Origin of the sequence: Rhodovulum steppense, from assembly GCF_004339675.1 — a bacterium.
Classification (GTDB): Bacteria; Pseudomonadota; Alphaproteobacteria; order Rhodobacterales; family Rhodobacteraceae; genus Rhodovulum; species Rhodovulum steppense.
In genome coordinates this window covers 99,847-121,036 of sequence record NZ_SLVM01000006.1, presented here as the reverse complement: position 1 = coordinate 121,036, position 21,190 = coordinate 99,847, and the positions used below count along the sequence as shown (strand labels likewise).

The 21,190-nt window shown below is 66.7% G+C and carries 18 protein-coding genes; 7 read left to right on the top strand and 11 right to left on the bottom strand.

Going from position 1 to position 21,190, the window contains the following annotated elements:
- Window positions 1–39: 39 nt before the first annotated feature.
- The 4 genes from EV216_RS05650 to EV216_RS05635 all read right to left on the bottom strand — a co-directional run bounded on the left by EV216_RS05650 (window position 40) and on the right by EV216_RS05635 (window position 5,244).
- Window positions 40–783: a phosphoadenylyl-sulfate reductase gene (locus EV216_RS05650; protein WP_132694091.1), complete on the bottom strand. Its 744-nt coding sequence runs from the start codon at window positions 781–783 to the stop codon at window positions 40–42.
- A 160-nt stretch (window positions 784–943) separates the two neighbouring features.
- Window positions 944–2,164: an efflux RND transporter periplasmic adaptor subunit gene (locus EV216_RS05645; protein WP_132694090.1), complete on the bottom strand. Its 1,221-nt coding sequence runs from the start codon at window positions 2,162–2,164 to the stop codon at window positions 944–946.
- Window positions 2,165–2,167: 3 nt separating this feature from the next.
- On the bottom strand, window positions 2,168–4,531 hold the full coding sequence (locus EV216_RS05640) for an ABC transporter permease (RefSeq protein ID WP_132694089.1): 2,364 nt from the start codon (window positions 4,529–4,531) through the stop codon (window positions 2,168–2,170).
- A 5-nt stretch (window positions 4,532–4,536) separates the two neighbouring features.
- A complete protein-coding gene (locus EV216_RS05635; protein ID WP_132694088.1) occupies window positions 4,537–5,244 on the bottom strand; it encodes an ABC transporter ATP-binding protein in 708 nt (235 codons plus the stop codon).
- Between the two features lie 121 nt (window positions 5,245–5,365).
- On the opposite strand from EV216_RS05635, the gene EV216_RS05630 reads away from it, so the two are divergent.
- From EV216_RS05630 to EV216_RS05620, 3 genes are all read left to right on the top strand, one after another.
- Entirely contained in the window at window positions 5,366–6,145 is a 780-nt protein-coding gene (locus tag EV216_RS05630) for an HAD-IIB family hydrolase (RefSeq protein ID WP_132694087.1), read from the top strand.
- Window positions 6,146–6,163: 18 nt separating this feature from the next.
- A complete protein-coding gene (locus EV216_RS05625; RefSeq protein ID WP_132694086.1) occupies window positions 6,164–7,384 on the top strand; it encodes a glycosyltransferase family protein in 1,221 nt (406 codons plus the stop codon).
- Window positions 7,385–7,471: 87 nt separating this feature from the next.
- A complete protein-coding gene (locus tag EV216_RS05620) occupies window positions 7,472–7,789 on the top strand; it encodes an HPF/RaiA family ribosome-associated protein (protein ID WP_132694085.1) in 318 nt (105 codons plus the stop codon).
- 44 nt (window positions 7,790–7,833) lie between these two features.
- Here EV216_RS05620 and EV216_RS05615 read toward each other — a convergent pair whose 3' ends face one another.
- Window positions 7,834–9,801: a protein meaA gene (locus EV216_RS05615; protein WP_132694084.1), complete on the bottom strand. Its 1,968-nt coding sequence runs from the start codon at window positions 9,799–9,801 to the stop codon at window positions 7,834–7,836.
- Window positions 9,802–10,032: 231 nt separating this feature from the next.
- On the opposite strand from EV216_RS05615, the gene ccrA reads away from it, so the two are divergent.
- The 4 genes from ccrA (at window position 10,033) to EV216_RS05595 (ending at window position 14,817) form a co-directional block, all read left to right on the top strand.
- Window positions 10,033–11,325, top strand: a complete 1,293-nt coding sequence (gene ccrA, locus EV216_RS05610) for a crotonyl-CoA carboxylase/reductase (protein ID WP_132694083.1) — start codon at window positions 10,033–10,035, stop codon at window positions 11,323–11,325.
- Between the two features lie 431 nt (window positions 11,326–11,756).
- Window positions 11,757–12,470, top strand: coding sequence for a helix-turn-helix transcriptional regulator (locus EV216_RS05605; protein ID WP_132694082.1), 714 nt, complete (start codon window positions 11,757–11,759; stop codon window positions 12,468–12,470).
- 128 nt (window positions 12,471–12,598) lie between these two features.
- A complete protein-coding gene (locus EV216_RS05600) occupies window positions 12,599–13,243 on the top strand; it encodes an acyl-homoserine-lactone synthase (protein ID WP_132694081.1) in 645 nt (214 codons plus the stop codon).
- 41 nt (window positions 13,244–13,284) lie between these two features.
- Window positions 13,285–14,817 carry an AAA family ATPase gene (locus EV216_RS05595; protein ID WP_132694080.1) on the top strand — a complete coding sequence of 511 codons (1,533 nt, stop codon included), beginning with the start codon at window positions 13,285–13,287 and terminating at the stop codon, window positions 14,815–14,817.
- A 2-nt stretch (window positions 14,818–14,819) separates the two neighbouring features.
- Here the strand turns inward: EV216_RS05595 and EV216_RS05590 are convergent, their stop codons facing one another.
- Genes EV216_RS05590 through EV216_RS05565 form a run of 6 tightly spaced genes read right to left on the bottom strand, consistent with a single transcriptional unit; the run spans window position 14,820 to window position 21,144 of the window.
- On the bottom strand, window positions 14,820–15,578 hold the full coding sequence (locus tag EV216_RS05590) for a TIGR02186 family protein (protein ID WP_243641982.1): 759 nt from the start codon (window positions 15,576–15,578) through the stop codon (window positions 14,820–14,822).
- The gene (locus EV216_RS05585) at window positions 15,575–16,489 is read right to left on the bottom strand and encodes a sulfite exporter TauE/SafE family protein (protein WP_132694078.1); all 915 of its coding nucleotides are present in this window, start codon (window positions 16,487–16,489) and stop codon (window positions 15,575–15,577) included. Before EV216_RS05585 ends, EV216_RS05590 begins: the two co-directional genes overlap by 4 nt.
- 47 nt (window positions 16,490–16,536) lie before the next feature.
- A complete protein-coding gene (locus EV216_RS05580) occupies window positions 16,537–17,502 on the bottom strand; it encodes an ABC transporter permease (RefSeq protein ID WP_132694077.1) in 966 nt (321 codons plus the stop codon).
- Window positions 17,502–18,599, bottom strand: a complete 1,098-nt coding sequence (locus EV216_RS05575; protein ID WP_243641974.1) for an ABC transporter permease — start codon at window positions 18,597–18,599, stop codon at window positions 17,502–17,504. Before EV216_RS05575 ends, EV216_RS05580 begins: the two co-directional genes overlap by 1 nt.
- Window positions 18,599–20,149 (bottom strand): ABC transporter ATP-binding protein, encoded by a 1,551-nt coding sequence (locus EV216_RS05570; RefSeq protein ID WP_132694076.1) that lies wholly within the window; start codon window positions 20,147–20,149, stop codon window positions 18,599–18,601. Before EV216_RS05570 ends, EV216_RS05575 begins: the two co-directional genes overlap by 1 nt.
- Before the next feature lie 5 nt (window positions 20,150–20,154).
- Entirely contained in the window at window positions 20,155–21,144 is a 990-nt protein-coding gene (locus EV216_RS05565) for a BMP family lipoprotein (protein WP_132694075.1), read from the bottom strand.
- Window positions 21,145–21,190: the final 46 nt, after the last annotated feature.

Here is a 21,190-nt window from a genome sequence, read left to right as displayed (position 1 = left end):
GCGCCCGCTTTCGGGGTTGCCCTGCGCCGTGCTGGGCTCTCAGCCCCGCCCGGGACGCCCGCGCACGAAACGGCCATCGGGGCCCAGATGGATGCCGCATTCGGTCTTGTCGGGATTGTCGGCCCAGCGGCCGGCGCGCAGCGCCTCGCCATTGCGCACGGGCCGCGTGCAGGGGGCGCAACCGATCGAGGCATAGCCGCGATCCACCAGCGGGTGGCGGGGAAGGTCATGCGCCGCGAAATAGGCCGCCAGATCGGCCTCGGTCCAGAGGGCCAGCGGGTTCACCTTGAGATGGCTGCCGTCGCGCTCGATCACGGGCAGGGCGGCCCGGGTCGCGCCCTGGTAGCGCTTGCGCCCCGAGATCCATGTGTCGAACCCTTCCAGCGCATCGGCCAGCGGAAAGGTCTTGCGCAGGGTGCAGCACATGTTCGGATCGCGCGCGTGAAGCCGCCCGTCCGCATCCTCGCCGGCCAGTGTCGCGGGATCGGGCAGGATGTTCACGAGGTTCAGCCCCAGCCGTTCGGCCAGCAGGTCGCGATAGCTCAGCGTTTCGGCAAAGTGTCGGCCGGTGTCGATGAACAGCACCGGCATGTCGGGGAAAAGCTGCGTGACGAAATGCAGAAGCGCGGCACTTTCCGCCCCGAAGGACGAGACCAGCGCCCTGCGGCCAAGCCGCGGGTCGCCCAGCAATCCCGCCATGTCGACATGGCCCAGATCGGGCAGATGGTCGGATTGCAATGCTTCGAGCAGCGGATCGGACCCGCCCGCGGGCCAGTTCATCATCGCGCGACACCTCGCCGGTCCGGGCGCATGCCGCGCCCCCGCGACGCCCTATAGCAGAGCGCCGCGGCGCCCGAAACAGCCGCGATCCGGGTCCGAAAGCCGCGCGGCAATCGCCCGCTGCCTGTTGTCACCGGGCTGTCATCGAATCACATATCGGCGGTCATTCAAGCGTGGCGCGGTCCACGACCGCCGTTCCCTCGCCGATCCGGTCAGAGGGGTGGGTGACGACCGCAAGCCCCTGCTCGAGCCCGGCCAGAACCTCGGCCGTGGTCTCGCCCCGGCGGCCGATCTCGACCGGGGTCAGCCGCGCGGTGGCGTTTTCGACGGCAAACACCGCCCAGCCGCCATCGCGGCGGAACAGCGCCGAAAGCGGCACCTGAAGCGCGTCCTCGGCCTGCCATTCGACGATGCGCAGGAACACGGCGAAGCCTTCGCCCAGTCCGGCGCGGTCCTCGGGTGGGGTCAGGATGTCGAAGCGGGCATCGACCCGCTGTTCCTCGATCCCCAGCGCCGAGACCTTGGTGCGGGCCACGGGCTCGACCTTGCGCAGCCGGGCCTCCAGGGTCGCGCCGCCGCCCCAGCGTTCGGCCATTGCCCGCGCGCCGGGTTGCAGCCGCACCGCGTCCGAGGACAGAAGGTCCGCCACGATTTCCAGGTCGTCGGGCCGCCCGATAGACAGAAGCCGCGTGCCGATGGTGACCGGGCGTTCCGAAATCACGTCGATTTCCAGCACCATGCCGTCGATGGGCGCATGGATCTGCACGCAGCATTCCCCCGCCGGTCCGCCCAGACCATCGACCGCAGGCGCGATCAGCGCGGCGCGGGCGCGTTCCAGCGCGCCATCCGCCATGGCCAGCCCCGAGGCGGCGGCATCGCGGGCCGCCCGCGCGATGGCAAGCTGCTGGGTCGCGTCCTCGAGCCGGGTAAAGGTGGCCACGCCGCGTTCGACCAGCGTCTGCGCGCGCTCGAACTGGGTTTCGGCATAGTTCAGATCCTCGTCGGCCTTCCGCAGCCCGCTCTCGGCCTGTGCGCGGGCGGCCTGCGCCTCGCGCACGGCGGCTTCGGCCTGCACGCGCGCGCGGCTGTCCAGCAGGCTGGGCGCGGTCGGCTCGACGATGGCGACCACGGTTTCGCCGCGAACCACCCGCTCGCCCACCTCGACGGGCGAGCGCAGGGCGGTGCCTGTCAGGGGGGCTGCAACCTCGTAGATGTCGCGGATGCGGGTCTTGCCATCGGCATTCACGGTGACCTGCATCGGCCCGCTTGTGACGATATGCAGATCGACCGGCACCGGTTCGGTGCGGAAGGCGGTATAGATCAACCCGCCCGCCAGCGCCGCGCCAAGCCCGATCAGGATGATGTTGCGTGCCGGAACCTTCATGCCTCACTCCCGCGTCTTCATCACCGCCACAAGATCCAGATTGTCCAGCCGCCGCCGCACCACCAGCACCGCGACGACGCAGGCGACCAGCACCACCAGGCTGGCCTGCGCGAAGGTCGCGGGTTTCAGCACCAGCGGGATCGCGTAGAGATCCGAGGTGAAGCCCTCGGTCATCGACCAGGCGATGGCCGAGCCCAGCACCCATCCCAGCGGCTGCGCCGCAAGCGCCAGCACCAGCGTTTCGCCCATCAGGATCGCCGAAACCTCGCCCCGGCTGAAGCCCAGGATGCGCAGGCTGGCCAGTTCCCGCGCGCGTTCGGACAATTGCACGCGCGCGCCGTTATAGGCTACGCCCACGGTGATCAGGATGGCGATGGTCGCGTAGATCGTCGTCATTATGACCACGTTCTCGGCAATGGTGTCCTCGAAGGCCCGGCGGCTTTCGGTCAGCATGATGGTGCCCGCCAGCCCCGGCATCTCCTTCAGCCGCGCATGCAGCGCGTCCTCGTGCCCCTCGTCGATCAGCAGGCTTGCGGTCGAGACCCGTGGCGCCTGTCGGAACAGGGTGTTGACCGTGTCGAAATCCATATAGGCGCCAAGGCCGAAATACTGCGTCACCAGCCCCGCGACCGGCAGTTGGAACGTCTCGCGCCGGTTGGTCAGGAATTCCACCTCGATCACGTCGCCGGGCTGGGCGTTCAGTTGCGCGGCCAGCCGGTCGGCCAGCAGGATCGTGCCGGGCGGCGGCGCGACCACCCGGCCCGTTCCGTCGATCACGCGCGACAGATCGCTTTCGGGCGGGCGGGCCTCGATGGCGACCTGCTTGGACCGGGGGCCGTGACGCAGTTCCGCGGCAAGGTAAAGATGGCCCTCGACCACCAGCACGCCGGGCAGGCGGCGGACTTCCTCCAGCACGGAAACCGGCCGATCCTCGGCGAAGAGCAGCATCGTGTCCTGCCGGTTCGACTGGGAAAAGGCGACATCCAGGATCTCGTCCAGCGCGTCGTCGGTGAAGGTGGCGGCGACCATGACGGCCACCGCCAGCGCAAGGCCCAGCATGGTCAGCCCGGCCCGCACCGGCCAGCGCAGGATCGAGCGAAAGACCATCATCGCGGGCTGCGACAGCCGCAACGCCCCAAGCGCCCGGTCGAACAGGCCGCGGCTGTAGCGCGGCGGGGCGGGCGGCTGCATCGCGATGGCGGGCGACAGCCGGGCCGCGGCCAGTGCCGAACGCCCGGCCCCCAGCCCCGCTGCGGCCAGCGCAATGGCCGCCGAAATCGCATAGGCGTCATAGGAGACGCGGAAGATCAGATAGGGAAAATCGAAGAAATCCGCGTAAAGCCGGGCCAGCGCATGCGCCAGCCAACTGCCCGCCCCAAAGCCCAGCACGATGCCCGCAATCGCCACCAGCCCGGCCAGCATCAGGTAATGCTGGCACACCTCGGCATCGGAATAGCCCACGGCCTTGAGCAGCCCGATCTCGCTGCGTTCCAGCGCGATGATGCGGGCCAGCACCATGTTCACAAGGAAGGCCGAGATGCCGAAGAAGACGGGGGGCAGCACCATCGCCAGCGTCCTGAGCTGCATGATCTCGGCGTCGATGAAGCTGTTGGACAGTTGCGTTTCCTGCCCATAGGCGCCGAAGCCGCCATAGGGGTCCAGCAGGTCGTCCAGCCGGTCGATCACCTCGGCCGTCTGCGCGTCGCGCGTCAGGCTCAGCGCGACCGAGTTGAACGCGCCGGTCATGTCGAAGGCGGCGGCCGCGGCGCGTTCGGGCATCCACAGGATGCCGAAGGCGGCGTTGTCGGGCATCATCTGGCCCGGCCCGATCGTGTAGATGAATTCCGGCGACAGCATCGTGCCGGTGATCGTCAACTGCCGCTTCTGCCCGTTCAGGTTGGCGTGAAAGCTGTCGCCGGGCACGAAGCCGTTGGCCCGGGCGAATGGCTCGTTCACGGCAACCTCGTCGGTTGCCTCGGGGGCGGGCAGGCGGCCCGCGCGCAGAAGCGGGATGTTGAGCTGCGGCAGCCCCCCGTTCGGCAGCGAGATCACCCGGCCCACCGCGGTCTGGGTCCGGCCGGGAATGTCCAGGATGACCGAGCCGACGACGCGGGTCTCGACGCTGGCCACGCCCGGGATCGCCGCGATCTCGGCTTCCAGCGGCGCGGGCGCGCGGCGGGTTTCGGAAAAGACATCGGCAAAGCGGTTGCGCTCGTAATAGGCCGCGCGGGTGTCTTCGAGCGCGTTGTACATCTCGAACGAGGTCAGGAAGATCGCGACGCCGCAGCCCAGCACCAGCGCGATCGCCAGCGCCTGCGCCCAGAGCCGACGGAAGTCGCGCAAGAGCTTGATGTCCAGTGCCTGCATGCCCCTCACCAGTCGATATCGTGGGGGGCAAGGCGGGTTTCGTTGGTCTCGGCCGAGACGATGCGCCCGTCCTGGAACCGCACGATCCGGTGCGCCATCCGCCGGATCGCGGCGTTATGGGTGATGACGATGGTGGTGGTGCCGAAGCGTTCGTTGATGTCCTTCAGCGCCTCGAGAACCTGCACGCCGGTCTTGCTGTCCAGCGCGCCGGTGGGCTCGTCGCAAAGCAGGACCTCGGGCCGCTTGGCGATGGCGCGCGCGATGGCGACGCGCTGCTGTTCGCCGCCCGACATCTCGGCCGGGAAATGGTCCAGCCGGTGCGACAGACCCACCAGCCCCAGCGCCTCGGCCGGGTCCATCGGGTCGCGGGCGACATCGGTCACAAGCTGGACATTCTCGCGCGCGCTGAGGGACGGCACGAGATTGTAGAACTGGAACACAAAGCCCACATGGTCGCGCCGGTAGCGCGTGAGCCCCCGCTCGCGCAGCGCACTCAGGTCGATGTCCCGAAACCAGACCTTGCCCGAGCTTGCCCGGTCCAGCCCGCCCAGGATGTTCAGAAGCGTCGATTTCCCGCTGCCCGAAGGCCCGAGCAGAACCGCAAGCTCTCCGGTGAAGAGCTTTAGATCGACACCGGCCAGCGCATGAACCTTGGCGCCCCCGGTGTCGTAGACCTTGCTCAGGGCCTCGGTGCGAAAGATCGGACGGTCCATGATCGCCCCCTCGCTGGTCAATAAGACAGTCCTTGCCCCGTCTTTCAAGGGGCGGCGGGGTGGCTTGCGCCCTGTCCCCGGGCTAGGATGCCACCTGCGCGAACAAGCCCGGATCCCTCCGATGCCCAGTCCCCCCTTTCTTGTCTTCACCGATCTGGACGGCACGCTTCTGGATCACGAGGATTATTCCCATGACCCGGCCGAACCTGCGCTTGCACGGTTGCGGGCGGCGGGGGTGCCGGTGATCCTGGCCTCGTCCAAGACGGCGGGCGAGATCGCGCCGTTGCGCGCGGATCTGGGGCTGGCGGATCACCCTGCCATTGTCGAGAACGGCGCGGGCGTTCTGGAACCCGGCGCCGAGGCGCCCGAGGACCGGGGCCGCTATGGCGAATTACGCGTCTTGCTGGATCGGTTGCCTGCCTCGCTGCGGGCGGCATTCCGGGGCTTCGGTGACTGGGACGTGCCGATGATCGCCCGGCGCACCGGCCTGCCGCTGGCCGAGGCCGAGCTTGCCGCGCGGCGGCGGTTTTCCGAGCCGGGACTCTGGCGTGGATCGGAGGCGCAGAAGGCGGCGTTCCTCGGCGCGCTGGCCGCGCAAGGCGTGCAGGCGCGCGAGGGCGGGCGGTTTCTGACGCTGTCCTTCGGCGGCACCAAGGCCAGCCGCATGGCCGAGATCGCCGCCCGCTATGGCCGCCCCTTCACGGTCGCGCTGGGCGATGCGCCCAATGATGTCGAGATGCTGGAAGCCGCCGATCTGGGGTTTGTCATCGCCAATCCGCACCGCCCGTCCCTGCCGCCGCTGTCGGGCGAGGCCGGTGGCCGGATCGTGCGGATCGACGCAGCAGGACCGAAAGGTTGGAACGCGGCGATGGAACGGGTTATCAAGGGGCGCGGCATCTGAGGCAGGAGGATCGGGCGCTTGGGGGATTTTCACCAGAACGGCAATGTGGCGACCCTGCACAACCTGCGGTTCGCCGCGCCGGATCTGCTGATCCACGAACTGACGAGCTTTGCCCAGACCCGCAAGATCAGCCTGATCCTGCCCTCGCTGTTCTCGGAACTTCAGGGCGACGCCCTTCCCGCCATCCTCGATGAACTGGCCGAGGTGCCCTATCTGCACCGCATCGTGATCGGGCTGGACCAGGCCGATGCCGACCAGTTCGCCCATGCCGTGACATTCTTTGGTCGCTTGCCGCAGAACCATGTCGTGATCTGGCAGGACAGCCCGCGGATGAAGGCGATCCATGCCCGGCTGGACGCGCTGAACCTGCATCCCGGCGAGCCGGGCAAGGGGCGCAACGTGTGGTTCTGCATGGGCTATCTGATGGCCTGCAAGGACAGCGCGGTGATGGCGCTGCATGATTGCGATATCCTGACATACAGTCGCGAGATGCTGGCCCGGCTGGTCTATCCGGTGGCGAACCCGAACTTTCCCTATCAACTGGCCAAGGGCTTCTATCCCCGGATCGGCGAGGGCAAGCTGAACGGGCGGGTCAGCCGCCTGCTGGTGAGCCCGATCCTGATCGCTCTGAAAAAGACGATCGGGGACCGCGACTATCTCGATTACCTGCGTTCGTTCCGCTATCCGCTGTCGGGCGAATTCGCGATGCGCACCGCGCCCCTGCCCGATCTGCGCATCCCGTCCGACTGGGGTCTGGAAATCGGGGTGCTGTCCGAGGCCTGGCGCAACCTGGCGCCGGGATCCGTCTGCCAGGTCGAGATCGCCGACAGCTATGACCACAAGCACCAGCCGGTCTCGGCCGAGGATGCCAGTGCGGGACTGTCGCGGATGTCGGTCGATATCTGCAAGTCGATCTTCCGCAAGCTGGCGGCCGACGGAACGGTGTTCTCCGAAGAGGTGTTCCGCACGCTCAAGGCGACCTATTACCGCTCGGCGCTGGATTTGCTGGATTGCTACTACAACGATGCGCGGATGAACGGGCTCAGCCTCGACCGGCATGGCGAGGAGAACATCATCGAGCTGTTTGCCCGCAACATCGTCGAGGCGGGCAATGTCTACCTGGAAAACCCCGCCGAGACGCCCTTCATCCCGACATGGAACAGGGTGCATGCGGCCGATCCCGACCTGATGTCGGACATGCTGTCGGCGGTCGCGGCGGATGCGGCGGAATTCGTCTAGGCAGTCGCAGCCGTGTGGGGGGCTGGCGATCCGGCTTCGGCATGCCTAGGTGAAAAAAAGAGGCTCAGGTGAAGGAGACCAGACGACATGCAGTTCCAACTGAACACCGATTCCAACATCCATGGCGACGAGCGGCTGGCCGAGGTGGCCGAACAGATGGTGACGTCCGGTCTGGGGCATCTGACGGGCCGCTTGACGCGGGTCGAGGTGCATCTGGTCGATACCAACGGCGCCAAGGGCGGCCCCGACGACATCCGCTGCACCATCGAGGCGCGCCCCGAGGGGTTGCGGCCGCACACGGTCACCCATAGTGACGCCAATGTCGAGGCCGCCCTGCGCGGCGGTGCGCGCAAGATGCGGGCGCATCTCGAAAGCGAGTTCGGCAAGCTCGACCCGCGGCGCTGAGCCCGACGCCCCGCTCCGCGGCCGTTCCGGGCCGCGGGCCGGGGCTATTCCGCCGCGACGGGTTCGGGGCCGATCAGCCCGACGATGTCGAACATGATGCGGTTCAGTTCGAAATCCTTCGGCGTGTAGACCTTGGCCACCCCCATCGCCTGCAGGCGGCGGGCGTCGTCCTCGGGGATGATGCCGCCGACCACGACGGGCACATGCGTCAGCCCGGCCGCGCGCATCTCGGCCATCAGGCTTTCCATCAGCGGGATATGGCTGCCCGACAGGATCGAGAGGCCGACGATATCCACATTGCCCTCGCGGGCGGCGGCGACGATCTCGGCCGGGGTCAGGCGGATGCCCTCGTAATGGATTTCCATGCCGCAATCGCGGGCGCGGGCGGCGATCTGTTCGGCGCCGTTGGAATGGCCATCAAGGCCGGGCTTGCCGACCAGGAATTTCGGCCGCCGCCCCAGCCGGGCGGCCACCGCGTCCACCGCGGCGCGGATGTCGTCAAGCCCCTCGGTGCGGTTCGAGGGGTTCTTGGAGACGCCCGTCGGGCCGCGATACTGGCCGAAGACGTTGCGCATCACATCGCCCCATTCGCCGGTGGTGACCCCCGCCTTCGCCGCCGCGATCGAGGGCGGCATGATGTTGGCGCCCGTCGCCGCGGCCTCGCGCAGCGCCTTGAGCGCGTGCTGCACGGCATCGGCGTCGCGTTCGGCCCGCCAGGCATTCAGGCGCGCGATCTGGTCGGCCTCGACCGCCGGATCGACCACCATGATCGCATCCTCGCCTGCGGTCAGCGGCGAGGGTTCGCCCTGGGTCCAGCGGTTGACCCCGACCACGACCGTCTCGCCGGTCTCGACGCCAACGATGCGCTCGGAATTGCTCTCGACGAGGCGCGATTTCATGTAGTCGATGGCCGCCACCGCGCCGCCCAGCGCGTCGATCTGGGCAAGTTCGGTGCGGGCATTGGCCTTGAGGTCCTCGACCCGCGCGCTCACCGCGGGGTTACCGTCGAACAGGTCCTCGTATTCCAGAAGGTCGGTTTCATAGGCCAGGATCTGCTGCATCCTGAGCGACCATTGCTGGTCCCAGGGCCGCGGCAGGCCCAGCGCCTCGTTCCAGGCGGGCAACTGCACGGCGCGGGCGCGGGCGTTTTTCGACAGGGTCACCGCCAGCATCTCGATCAGGATACGGTAGACGTTGTTTTCCGGCTGCTGTTCGGTCAGGCCGAGCGAGTTCACCTGCACGCCATAGCGGAAGCGGCGGTATTTCGCGTCCTCGACGCCATAGCGGTCGCGGCAGATCTCGTCCCAGAGCTCCACGAAGGCGCGCATCTTGCACATCTCGGTGACGAAGCGGATGCCGGCATTCACGAAGAACGAGATGCGTCCGACCATGTCGGGGAAATGCTCGGGCGCGACCTTCGTCGTCAGATCGTCCAGAACTGCCGTTGCGGTTGCCAGCGCAAAGGCCAGCTCCTGTTCCGGTGTCGCGCCCGCCTCTTGCAGGTGGTAGGAACAGACGTTCATCGGGTTCCATTTGGGCAGATGCTCGCGGGTATAGGCCGCGACGTCGGTGATCATCCGCAAGGACGGTTTCGGCGGGCAGATATAGGTGCCGCGGCTGAGGTATTCCTTGATGATGTCGTTCTGGACGGTGCCCTGCAGTTTCGAGATGTCGGCGCCCTGTTCCTCGGCCACCGCGATGTAAAGCGCGAGCAGCCAGGGCGCAGGCGCGTTGATCGTCATCGAGGTGTTCATCTGTTCGAGCGGGATCTGGTCGAAGAGCGTCCGCATGTCGCCCAGATGCGCCACCGGCACGCCGACCTTGCCGACCTCGCCGCGGGAAAGTTCGTGGTCGCTGTCATAGCCCGTCTGGGTGGGCAGGTCGAAGGCGACCGAAAGACCGGTCTGGCCCTTGGCGAGGTTGCTGCGGTAGAGCGCGTTCGACGCCTTGGCGGTGGAGTGGCCCGCATAGGTACGGAACAGCCAGGGGCGGTCTTTCGTCGTCTCGGTCATGGCGCGCCTCGGAGTCGGGGTGGAAAGAAAATTTCGCTTCCGCCGAGATAAGGGCAAGGATCTGGCGATGTCAATTCGCTGCATCGCGGCGAGCGCGCAGCGGGAGGGACATAAAGTTACCCGAATGCGCCCGATTTTCGTTGCATTGTTGCGTGGCGCTTTCTATCAGACCAGTCAGTCCGCGACGATTCTGCGGCGCGGCGAAACCTTTCACCGATCAAGGAGGCCCCGATGGCTCTGGACACGAATCCGTCGATCACGCCCTACGAGGCGCCCGAGAAAGAGCTTTACGAGATCGGCGAGATGCCGCCGCTCGGATACGTTCCGCCGAAGATGTATGCCTGGGCGATCCGGCGCGAGCGTCACGGCGAGCCCGACAAGTCGTTCCAGGTCGAGGTGGTCGAGACGCCCGCGATCGACAGCCACGAGGTGCTGGTGCTCGTGATGGCCGCAGGCGTGAACTACAACGGAATCTGGGCGGGCCTCGGCGTTCCGATCTCGCCCTTCGATGGCCACGGTGCCCCCTATCACATCGCCGGTTCGGATGCCTCGGGCATCGTCTGGGCGGTGGGCGACAAGGTGAAGAACTGGAAGGTGGGCGACGAGGTCGTGATCCACTGCAACCAGGATGACGGCGACGACGAGGAATGCAATGGCGGCGATCCGATGTATTCGCCCACCCAGCGGATCTGGGGCTACGAGACGCCGGACGGGTCGTTCGCGCAGTTCACCAACGTGCAGGCGCAGCAATTGCTGCCCCGACCCAAGCACCTGACCTGGGAGGAATCGGCCTGCTATACGCTGACGCTGGCCACCGCCTACCGGATGCTGTTCGGCCACCACCCGCATGAACTGAAACCCGGCCAGAACGTGCTGGTCTGGGGGGCCTCGGGCGGGCTGGGATCCTATGCGATCCAGTTGATCAACACCGCGGGCGCGAACGCCATCGCCGTGATTTCCGAGGAATCGAAGCGCGACTTCGTGATGAGCCTTGGCGCCAAGGGCGTGATCAACCGCAAGGACTTCAAGTGCTGGGGGCAACTGCCCAAGGTGAACACGCCGGAATACAAGGAGTGGTTCTCCGAGGCGCGCAAGTTCGGCAAGGCGATCTGGGACATCACCGGCAAGGGCGTGAATGTCGACATGGTGTTCGAACACCCGGGCGAATCGACCTTCCCGATCTCGACCTTCGTGGTCAAGCGCGGCGGCATGGTGGTGATCTGTGCGGGCACTACCGGGTTCAACCTGACGATGGATGCGCGCTATGTCTGGATGCACCAGAAGCGCATCCAGGGCAGCCACTTCGCCCATCTGAAACAGGCCGCGGCGGCGAACCGGCTGATGTGCCAGCGTCGGCTTGACCCCTGCATGTCCGAGGTCTTCCCCTGGGCCGAGATCCCGGCCGCGCACATGAAGATGCTGCGCAACGAGCACAAGCCCGGCAACATGGCGGTGCTGGTGCAGGCGCCGCAGACCGGCCTGCGGACCTTCGAGGACGTACTGGAGGCCGGCAAGGGAGTCTGAGCGCGTCAGAGCGCAAGCCGCCCCGATCCGAACGACTCGATCCGGGCCGACCTTGTCGGCCCGGATCGAACTGTCGTGGGGGCGCTGAAGCCAAGCCGGAAAGACAAAACAACCACTTGCCCGATACCCCCTCGCCATTTCTGGGGAGGGAAAATCGGCGAATTTCGAGAAAAGTTAACTCGTGCTATGATGGTATTAACGGTTCATTAACCACTTGGGGACGAAAACCATGAAGCATGAGTGGCTGGTCGACATTCTCGGCGATCTGAGGAACTATGCCCGGAAGAATGGGTTGGTCGCTCTGTCGGAGGAACTTGCATCCTGCCAGGCTCTGGCAGCGGTCGAGATTTCTACGCTTGAAGCGGCGCCCGCAAGGGCTGAAGTTGGAGGAAACGGGGCCTGCAGGGTGCCGTTGGGGTTGAAGTCGGGCGATGACAGACGTCTTAGAATCGTACCTCGACCGCTTGCAACAGGCAACGACGCTTGAGCATCTGCAACAATCCACCGAGGACCTTCGGGACCATTACGGCATAACTCATGTGGTCTATCACTGGGTCAGCAGCGTCGGAGAGCAGTACGGCGCAGGCACCTACAGCACCGATTGGGTCGACCGCTATCTGGAGCGTGGTTATGTGAGGGTGGACCCTGTCGTGCAGGGGTGCCTTCACCGATTCCACCCCGTCGACTGGAAGCAACTTGACTGGTCAGGGCGCGTGGCCCGTGAACTTCTGGCCGACGCTCTGGCGCATGGGGTCGGCAATCAGGGGTTCAGCATTCCGATCCGGGGACCCAACGGTCAGTTTGCGGTCTTCACCGCAAATCACAGTTGCAACGACCTGGAATGGTCGCGCTTCGTTCAGGCGAACATGCGCGATCTCATCATCGTGGCGCATGATTTCAACAGGAAGGCGCTGGAATTCGAGGGCAAGCGGGACCTTGCCCCCTCGACGACACTTTCGCCGCGCGAAACCAGCGCCCTGACGCTTCTGGCCAAGGGGCTGAGCAGGGCGCAGGCGGCCGATCAACTCGAGATATCGGAGCATACGCTGCGGGTCTATATCGAGGCCGCGCGGCACAAGCTGGGCGCGCTCAACACCACCCATGCAGTGGCCCGGGCACTCAATGCGGGGCTGATCGTGCTCTGAGTGCAACGACAGGGTGACGATCTGCAACTTTTTCCCGTTTTGTTCCCATTCGTGCGATGGTTTAGGGCGTTGGTAACCAAGGGCTTTGTAGCTTTCCCCTGTCATCGGCTGGCAAAGGGCTACTCAACATGCTGCGTTACATCTACGGCGTCGACCTGCACAAGCACCCCCTTCTGCGTGATACGATGTTCCGCGACCGGGCGATCCAGTTCCATGAACGCCTGGGCTGGGACGTCACGGTGGACGAGAAGGGCGAGGAGCACGACCAGTACGACGCGCTGAACCCGCTTTATGTCATCTGGGAACAACCCGACGGGCGGCATGGCGGCTCGATGCGGTTCCTGCCCACCACCGGCCGGACCATGGTGAACGAGCATTTCCTGCATGTGACCGATGGCGTCCGGATCGAAAGCCCGCTGATCTGGGAATGCACGCGCTTCTGCCTGGCCCCCGATGCGGGGCGCGAGGTGTCGGCGGCACTTGCGCTGGGCGGGGCCGAGATCATGGCGAATTTCGCGGTCGAGCATTTCGTCGGCGTGTTCGACGCGCGCATGGTCCGCATCTACCGCCTGCTCGGCATGGCGCCCGAGGTGATTGGCCAGGTCGGCGAGGGGTCGGACGTGCTTGCGGTCGGCCTGTGGGGTTGGGACGATGCGTTCTGGCCGCGCACGCTGAATCGGCTTGGGATCGAACGCGAGACCTCGCTCGACTGGTTCCGGCAGTCCTTCTCGGCCATCCCGCCGACAAAAAAGCGGATCCTCGAGGCGGCCTGATCGCGCTGGCACCCCGCGGGCGGGGCCTATAGGCTCCGCCCATGACCCTTGCCTCCCTTACCTTTTCCGAAGACCAGGCCGAGGCCCATGACCGCGTGGCCGCGATGCTGCGCGGCATGGGCGTGGATATCGACGCCGGGGCGCTGAGCCCGCGGGTCGAGGATCAAGCGGCGCTTCTGGCGGTCACCGGCAAGGCGGGATCGGGCAAGACGATGCTGCTGGCACGCCTTGTCGCGGCGCTGGCGGAAGCCGGGGTGGAGATCGTCTCGGGGGATTACGAGGGGCGGCGGCGACGCGATCGCCGGACGCTTGCGATCCTCGCACCGACCAACAAGGCGGCCAGCGTGCTGCGCACCCGTGGCGTCCCCGCCACGACCATTCACCGGATCATCTATACGCCGGTCTATGACCCCGAATACGAGAAGATCGCCCAATGGCTGACCGGCGAGGGCGAGCGGCCCGCGGTCGAGGGATTGACCGATGCCGCGCTGGACCGCGCCTTTGCGTTCTATCAAAGCGTCAAATCGGTTCCCGGCGCGCTGGCGACTGCGGGGCTTCGCGGCAGCGATTTCATCCGCGGCTGGAAGCGGCGCGAGGAGCCGCTGGATATCGGTTTTGTCGACGAAGCCTCGATGCTGGACGAACGCCAGTTCGACGATCTGAAGGAGCTGTTCCCGGCGCTGGTGCTGTTCGGCGATCCCGCGCAACTGGCCCCGGTCAACCAGTCCGGCAAGATGGTGTTCGACATCCTGCCCGCAGCGCAGAAGCTGGAATTGCACCGAGTCCACCGGCAACAGGATGACAACCCGATCCTCGATCTGGCCCATGCGCTGTCCGATCCGGCGCTGGAGTTCGAGGGGTTCGAGCGGATGATCGAACGCGCGGCGGCGCGTGATTCGCGCGTCTTGGTCGCCCCGCGGGTCGATGCCGACCTGATGGCGCGCTCGCCCGTGCTGGTCTGGCGCAACGCGACGCGGATCCGGCTGATCCATGCCTTCCGCCAGGCCCATGGCGCGCCCGCCGATGCGCTGTTGCCGGGCGAGCCGCTGATCTGCGACGGCATCGAACTGCCGCTCAAGCACCGCAAGAAGCGGCTCGACCTCGAGGCACGGGGGCTGATCAAGGGGGCGCAGGTGATCTATCTGGGCCCGGGCCGCAAGCCTGGCTTTTCGAGGCTGCATGTGATCGGGGCCGAAGAGCCGCAGATTTCGGCCGCCTCGATCGTCAAGATCGAACTGCCCGAGGAGGAGGAGCCGTTCATCCCCTATGCCGCGAACATGGGCGCGGCCTTCCTGCACGGGGCGGCCGTGACGATCCATAAGGCGCAGGGGTCCCAGTGGGACACGGTGCAGGTCTTTGCCCCCGACCTTTACGCCGCCGCGCGGGCAGGGCGCAGCGAGGCTGGCCAGCCCTTGTGGAAGCGGCTGGCCTATGTCGCGATCACCCGCGCCGAGACGCGGCTGATCTGGGTGACACGCTACCGGCTTGCCCGACCCGCCCGGCCGCTGACGACCGACGATCTGGTGGCGGTGGCGGCGCCGCTGACCCTGTCCACCGGGATCGAGGCGGACTAGCGTCAGCCCCGTATCAGCCGGAATGCGGCCGACGCGCCCCAGCCAGCCGCAATGGCGATGGCAAGCGACAGCAGACCGTAGACAAGGGGTCGTTCGTGGGCCAGCATGTAGGTCCAGCGTTCCAGACCCACCTTGCGCACCGTGATCGCTGTCTCGAAGGCGTCGATCACCTCGCCCTCGCGGGTCAGGAAGATGCGCGTTCGGTAATCGCCCTCGGTCAGGTTCGCGGGCAGCGCGATCGAGGTGCGAAACAGCGTGTCCTCGGTCAACGCGACCTCGCCCGGCAGCACCTGGTAAAGCCCGACGCGGCTGCGGATGCGGACTAGAGCCTCGATGAAGTTCTCGGAATCGGCGGCCTGGGCGGCGGTGCCTGTGGCGCGGATCGCCCGGGGGATCGAGACCTTGTGGCGCATGTCCTCATCCTGCGACAGCGCCTGGGCAAGCGGTGCGGTGCTGGCCACTGCGTAAAAGCTGGGCGCGGCGTCGATCACCACGGCCTCGGTATTGACCCAGATCCCGAAGCGCCTTGCCTTGCGCCGGACGGTGACGGGGCCGGAGGGGCCGGCGACGGTGACCACGACATGCAGCGCGCCCTCGGGCAGCGGCGCCTCGCGCCGCACCGCGCCGAAGATCAGGATCTCGGAACCCGAAAAGCTGGTATTGATCGCGACCTGCGTCTGGCTGAGTCCCGCGACCACCCGTTCGGCCCGCGCGGGCAGCGCGGCCATGAGGCAGAGCAGGACCAGCAGCAGCCGCATCAGAACTTCCCCGCTGAAAGCGAGTAGATCTCGGCCGGTTCCAGCAGCAGGTCGAGCGCAAGCTTGCCGCAGACCGCCAGCACCAGCAGCGACAGCAGGATGCGCAACTGTTCGGCCTTCATCGCGACGCCGATCCGCGCGCCGACCTGCGCGCCGATCACGCCCCCGATCAGCAGCAGCACCGCCAGCCCCAGGTCGACGGTGAAATTCGTCGTCGCATGCAGAAGCGTGGCAAAGGCGGTGACGAAGATGATCTGAAAGAGCGATGTGCCGACCACGACCTTGGTGGGCATGCCCAGCAGGTAAATCATCGCGGGCACCATGATGAACCCGCCGCCCACCCCCATGATGGCGGCCAGGATGCCGACCAGCGCCCCCACCGCAAGCGGCGGGATGACCGAGATGTATAGCCCCGAGGTGCGGAACTTCATCTTGAAGGGCAGGGCGTGGATCCAGGTCCGCTGGCGCCGACGCGGCGCGGTCTTGCCGCTGCGCGAGCGCCGGATCGCGCGCAGGCTTTCCATGAACATCAGCGCGCCGATGATCCCGAGAAAGACCACATAGCACAGCTTGACCAGCAGATCGACCTGGCCCATCTGGCGCAGCATGTTGAAGATCGCGATGCCGATCCCGGCACCGACGAGCCCGCCGATCATCAGCACCGTGCCCATCCGGATATCGACGGTCTTGCGCCTGAGATGGGCCAGAACGCCCGAAAAGGACGAGGCGACGATCTGCGCGGCCTCGGTCGCGACGGCCACCGCGGGCGGGATGCCGATGAAGAACAGAAGCGGCGTCATCAGGAAGCCGCCGCCGATGCCGAACATCCCTGACAGCACGCCGACCAGCCCGCCCATTCCCAGCAGCAGGAAGGCGTTCACGGAAACCTCGGCGATGGGCAGGTAGATCTGCATGTAACGTCCCTAAAGCCTGCCGCCCCGGCATGGCAAGGTTCTCGCCCTTACCGCTCCTTCATATAGGGCGCGCCCCCCGCGCGGGGCGGGATCGCGCGGCCGACGAAACCTGCAAGGATGACGACGGTCAGCACATAGGGCAGCGCGTCCATCACCTGCACCGGCAGCACCACCCCGCCAAGGTCGATATTCTGGTAACGCAGCGCGATCGCCTGAAGGAAGCCGAACAGGAGTGTCGCGCCCATCGCCTGCCATGGCCGCCATTTGGCAAAGATCAGCGCGGCCAGCGCGATGAAGCCGCGCCCCGCGGTCATGTCCTTGACGAATCCCGCCTGCAACGCGGTCGCGAGATAGGCGCCCGCGATTCCGCACAGCACGCCGCAGATCGCGACGGCGGCATAGCGCGTCGCCGCCACCGACACGCCCGCGGTATCCAGGGCCTCGGGGTTCTCGCCCACGGCGCGCAGGCGCAGGCCGAACCGGGTGCGGTTCAGCACCCACCAGCTCAGCGGGACCAGTGCGAAGGCCAGATAGACCGGCAGCGTGTGGCCCGAGATCAGCTCGTGATAGATGGGGCCGAGGATCGGGACGGGGTGCAGGGTTTCGGCCAGCGGCAGGGTGATCGGCTCGAACCGCGCGGCGCCGATCAGCGAGGGCGTGCGCCCGCCCTGCGAGAACCATGTCTGGGCGATGACCACGGTCAGCCCGGCGGCCAGAAAATTGATCGCGACGCCCGAAATCAACTGGTTGCCGCGGAAACTGATCGAGGCCGCGCCATGGATCGCCGCCATCACCAGCGAGGCCGCGATGCCCGCACCAAGCCCCAGCCAGACAGACCCCGTCACCGCCGCCACCGCCGCCGAGAAGAAGGCCGAGGCCAGCATCTTGCCTTCGAGCCCGATATCGAAGATGCCCGCGCGTTCGCTGAACAGCCCCGCAAGACAGGCCAGCAGAAGCGGCGTGGCCAGCCGCACGGTCGAGTCGAGGATTTGCAGGGCGGTGGCGAAATCCATCACGCCCGCCCCCGGCGCAGCGCTAGGAACAGCCGTTCCAGCGGCATCCGCACCATGTTGTCCAGCGCGCCGGTGAACAGGATCACCAGCGCCTGGATCACCACGATCATCTCCCGTGGTATATCGGTCCAGAGCGCCAGTTCCGCCCCGCCCTGATAGAGAAAACCGAACAGAAGCGCGGCCAGGAACACGCCGAACGGGTGGCTGCGCCCCATCAGCGCGACGGCGATGCCGATGAAGCCCGCCCCCTCGACCGCGTTCAGCACCAGGCGCTCCGCCTCGCCCATCACGTTGTTCACGGCCATCAGACCCGCCAGCGCGCCCGAGATCAGCATCGCCGCCATGACGATGCGCACGGGCCTTATCCCGGCATAGATCGCCGCCGGTTCCGAATGACCATAGGCGCGGATTTCATAGCCCAGCCGCGTGCGCCAGAGGACCAACCAGACCAGAACGCAGGCCGCAATGGCGATCAGGAAGGTGATATTGGCCGGTGCCGCGCGCGAGAACGCGATGCCGAAGGGCGCCAGCAGGTCATGCAGGCTGGGCAGATGCGTGCCGGGCGGGAATTTCGCTGTCGCCGGGTCCATCGCGCCGATGGGCCGCATCACGTTCACCAGCAGGTAGTTCAGCACCGCAGCGGCGATGAAGTTGAACATGATGGTGGTGATGACGACATGGCTGCCGCGCGTCGCCTGTAGCCAGGCCGGGATCGCCGCCCAGGCCGCCCCGAACAGCGCCGCCCCCAGCGCCGCGGCGGGCAGGGCCAGCGCCCAATGCGGCCAGGGCAGCGACAGGCAGATCAGCGCAACGCCAAGCCCGCCCAGCATCGCCTGCCCCTCGCCCCCGATATTGAACAGCCGCGCCTGGAACGCGACGGCGACGGCCAGCCCGGTAAAGATGAAATTCGTCGCGTAATACAGCGTGTAGCCCCAGGCATAGGTCGAGCCCAGCGCGCCCGAGACCATCATGCGCACCGCCGCCACAGGGTCTTCGCCGATGGCCAGGATCACGAGCGCCGACAGCGCAAAGGCCAGCACCAGGCTGACCAGCGGGATCAGCACCAGATCGGCCCATTTCGGCATCGCATCGCGCATCAGGCCGCCTTGCCCCGCACGCCCGCCATCATCAGGCCAAGATCCTTCTCGTCGGTCTCCTCTGGCCGCCGCTCGCCCATGATCCGGCCGTCGAACATCACCGCGATGCGGTCGGACAGCGACAGGATCTCGTCCAGTTCGACACTGACCAGAAGGATCGCGGCGCCCGCGTCGCGCAGCGCGATCAGGCGCTGGTGGATGAACTCGATCGCGCCGATATCGACGCCGCGGGTGGGCTGGCCGACGATCAGCAGCGCGGGATTGCGCTCGATCTCGCGGGCCAGGACGATCTTTTGCTGGTTGCCGCCCGAAAAGCTGCGCGCTTGCAGGTCGGGATCGGGCGGGCGCACGTCGAAGCGTTCCATCCGCTCGGCGGTCATCGCGCGGATCGCGACATTGTCCATCAGCGCGCGGTTGCGCTGGCAGGCCGGGTCGTGGTGATAGCCGAAGATCATGTTCTCCCAGGCCAGGAATTCCATGACCAGCCCCTCGCGCTGGCGATCCTCGGGAACATGGGCGATGCCCGCCGCGCGCCGGGCCTGTCCTGCATTGCGCGCGCCCAGGTCGATCGCCTGCCCCTCGATCCGCACGGTGCCGCTGGCGCGCAGGGTGCCGCCCAGCACCCCCAGAAGCTGCGACTGCCCGTTGCCCGCGACCCCGGCGATGCCAAGGATCTCGCCCGCCCGCACCGTCAGCGACACGCCCCTGAGCCGCTCGACCCCGTCGATATCGGTCACGCGCAGGTTCTCGACCTCAAGCACATTGCGTCCCGGCGCGGCCGGTTTCTTGTCCAGATGCAACAACACCTTGCGGCCGACCATCAGTTCCGCCAGTTCACCGGGGCTGGTCTGCGCGGTCGCAACAGTGGCCACCATCTGCCCGCGGCGCATGACGGAAACCGTGTCGGTGATCGCCATGATCTCGCGCAGCTTGTGGGTGATCAGGATGATGGTCTTGCCCTGGGACCTGAGGTTTTCCAGGATCCGGAACAGATGATCCGCCTCGGCCGGGGTCAGTACGCCCGTGGGCTCGTCCAGGATCAGGATATCGGCCTGCCGGTACAGCGCCTTGAGGATTTCGACCCGCTGCTTCATGCCCACGCCCAGATCCTCGATCCGTGCATCGGGGTCCACATGCAGTTCGTAATCCTCGGCCAGCCGCTTCAACGCGCCCTGCGCCCGGGCGAGCGAGGGGCGCAAGAGCCGCCCGTCCTCGACCCCGAGGATCACGTTTTCCAGAACGGTGAAGGGCTCGACCAGCTTGAAATGCTGGAACACCATGCCGATCCCGGCGCGGATCGCGGCCTGGCTGTCGGGGATCTGGGTGGGGCGGCCGGCGATGCGGATCTCGCCCGCATCGGCCTTGTAGAAGCCGTAGAGGATCGACATCAGCGTGGACTTGCCCGCGCCGTTTTCGCCGACGATGCCGTGGATCGTGCCGGGCATCACCGTCAGCGAGATGTCGCGGTTCGCCTGCACCGGGCCGAACGCCTTGGAGATGCCGCGCAACTCGATGGCGGGGACGCGCTGCCCCCCGGCCGCCCCCGCCATGCCGGTTACTTCACCGGGCAGGTGTTGTCGGTCATGTAGTCATGCACGGCCAGATCGCCCGCGACGATCCGGGCCTTGGCCTCCTCGACGGCGGCGATCATCTCGGCGCTCACAAGGTCCTTGTTGTGCTCGTCCAGCGCATAGCCCACGCCGTCCTCGGCAAGGCCGAGGACGACATAGCCGGTTTCCAGGTCGGCGCCCGCGGTGAACGCCTCGTAGACGGCCAGATCGACCCGCTTGATCATCGAGGTCAGCACCTGGCCCGGATGCAGGTGGTTCTGGTTGCTGTCCACGCCGATCGACAGGATCCCCTGATCGGCCGCGGTCTGAAGCACGCCCACCCCGGTCGAGCCCGCGGCGGCATAGATCACGTCGGCCCCCTGCGCGATCTGGGCACGGGCCAGTTCGCCGCCCTTGACCGGATCGGCCCAGGCGGCAGGCGTGGTGCCGGTCATGTTCTGGATCACGGTCGCATCCGCATTCACCGCCTTGACCCCCTGGGCATAGCCGCAGGCGAATTTGCGGATCAGAGGGATATCCATGCCGCCGACAAAGCCCACCGTGCCGGATTTCGAGGCCATGGCGGCCATCATGCCCACCAGATAGCTTCCCTCATGCTCGGAATACTCGATGGCGCGCACGTTCGGGGCATCTACGCGGGTGTCGATGATCTGGAACACGGTGTCGGGATAATCGGCCGCCACCTCCTCCAGCACCGAGCCGAAGGCGAAGCCCGCCATCACGATCGGGTTCAGACCGGCCTCGGCAAAGCGGCGCAGGGCCTGCTGGCGCTGGGCCTCGGATTGCAACTCGATCTCGCGATAGCTGCCGCCGGTCTCGGCCTTCCAGCGTTCCGCACCGTTGAAGGCCGCCTCGTTGAAGGATTTGTCGAACTTGCCGCCCAGATCGTAGATCAGGGCCGGTTCGGCCAGCGCGGCGCCCGCGGACAGGGCCAGCGCGGCGGTTGCCCCAAGGGCCTTGTGCAACAGCGTCATCGAAATCACTCCCGGTTGATTGGCGGACAGGGCAGGGCGCCTATTT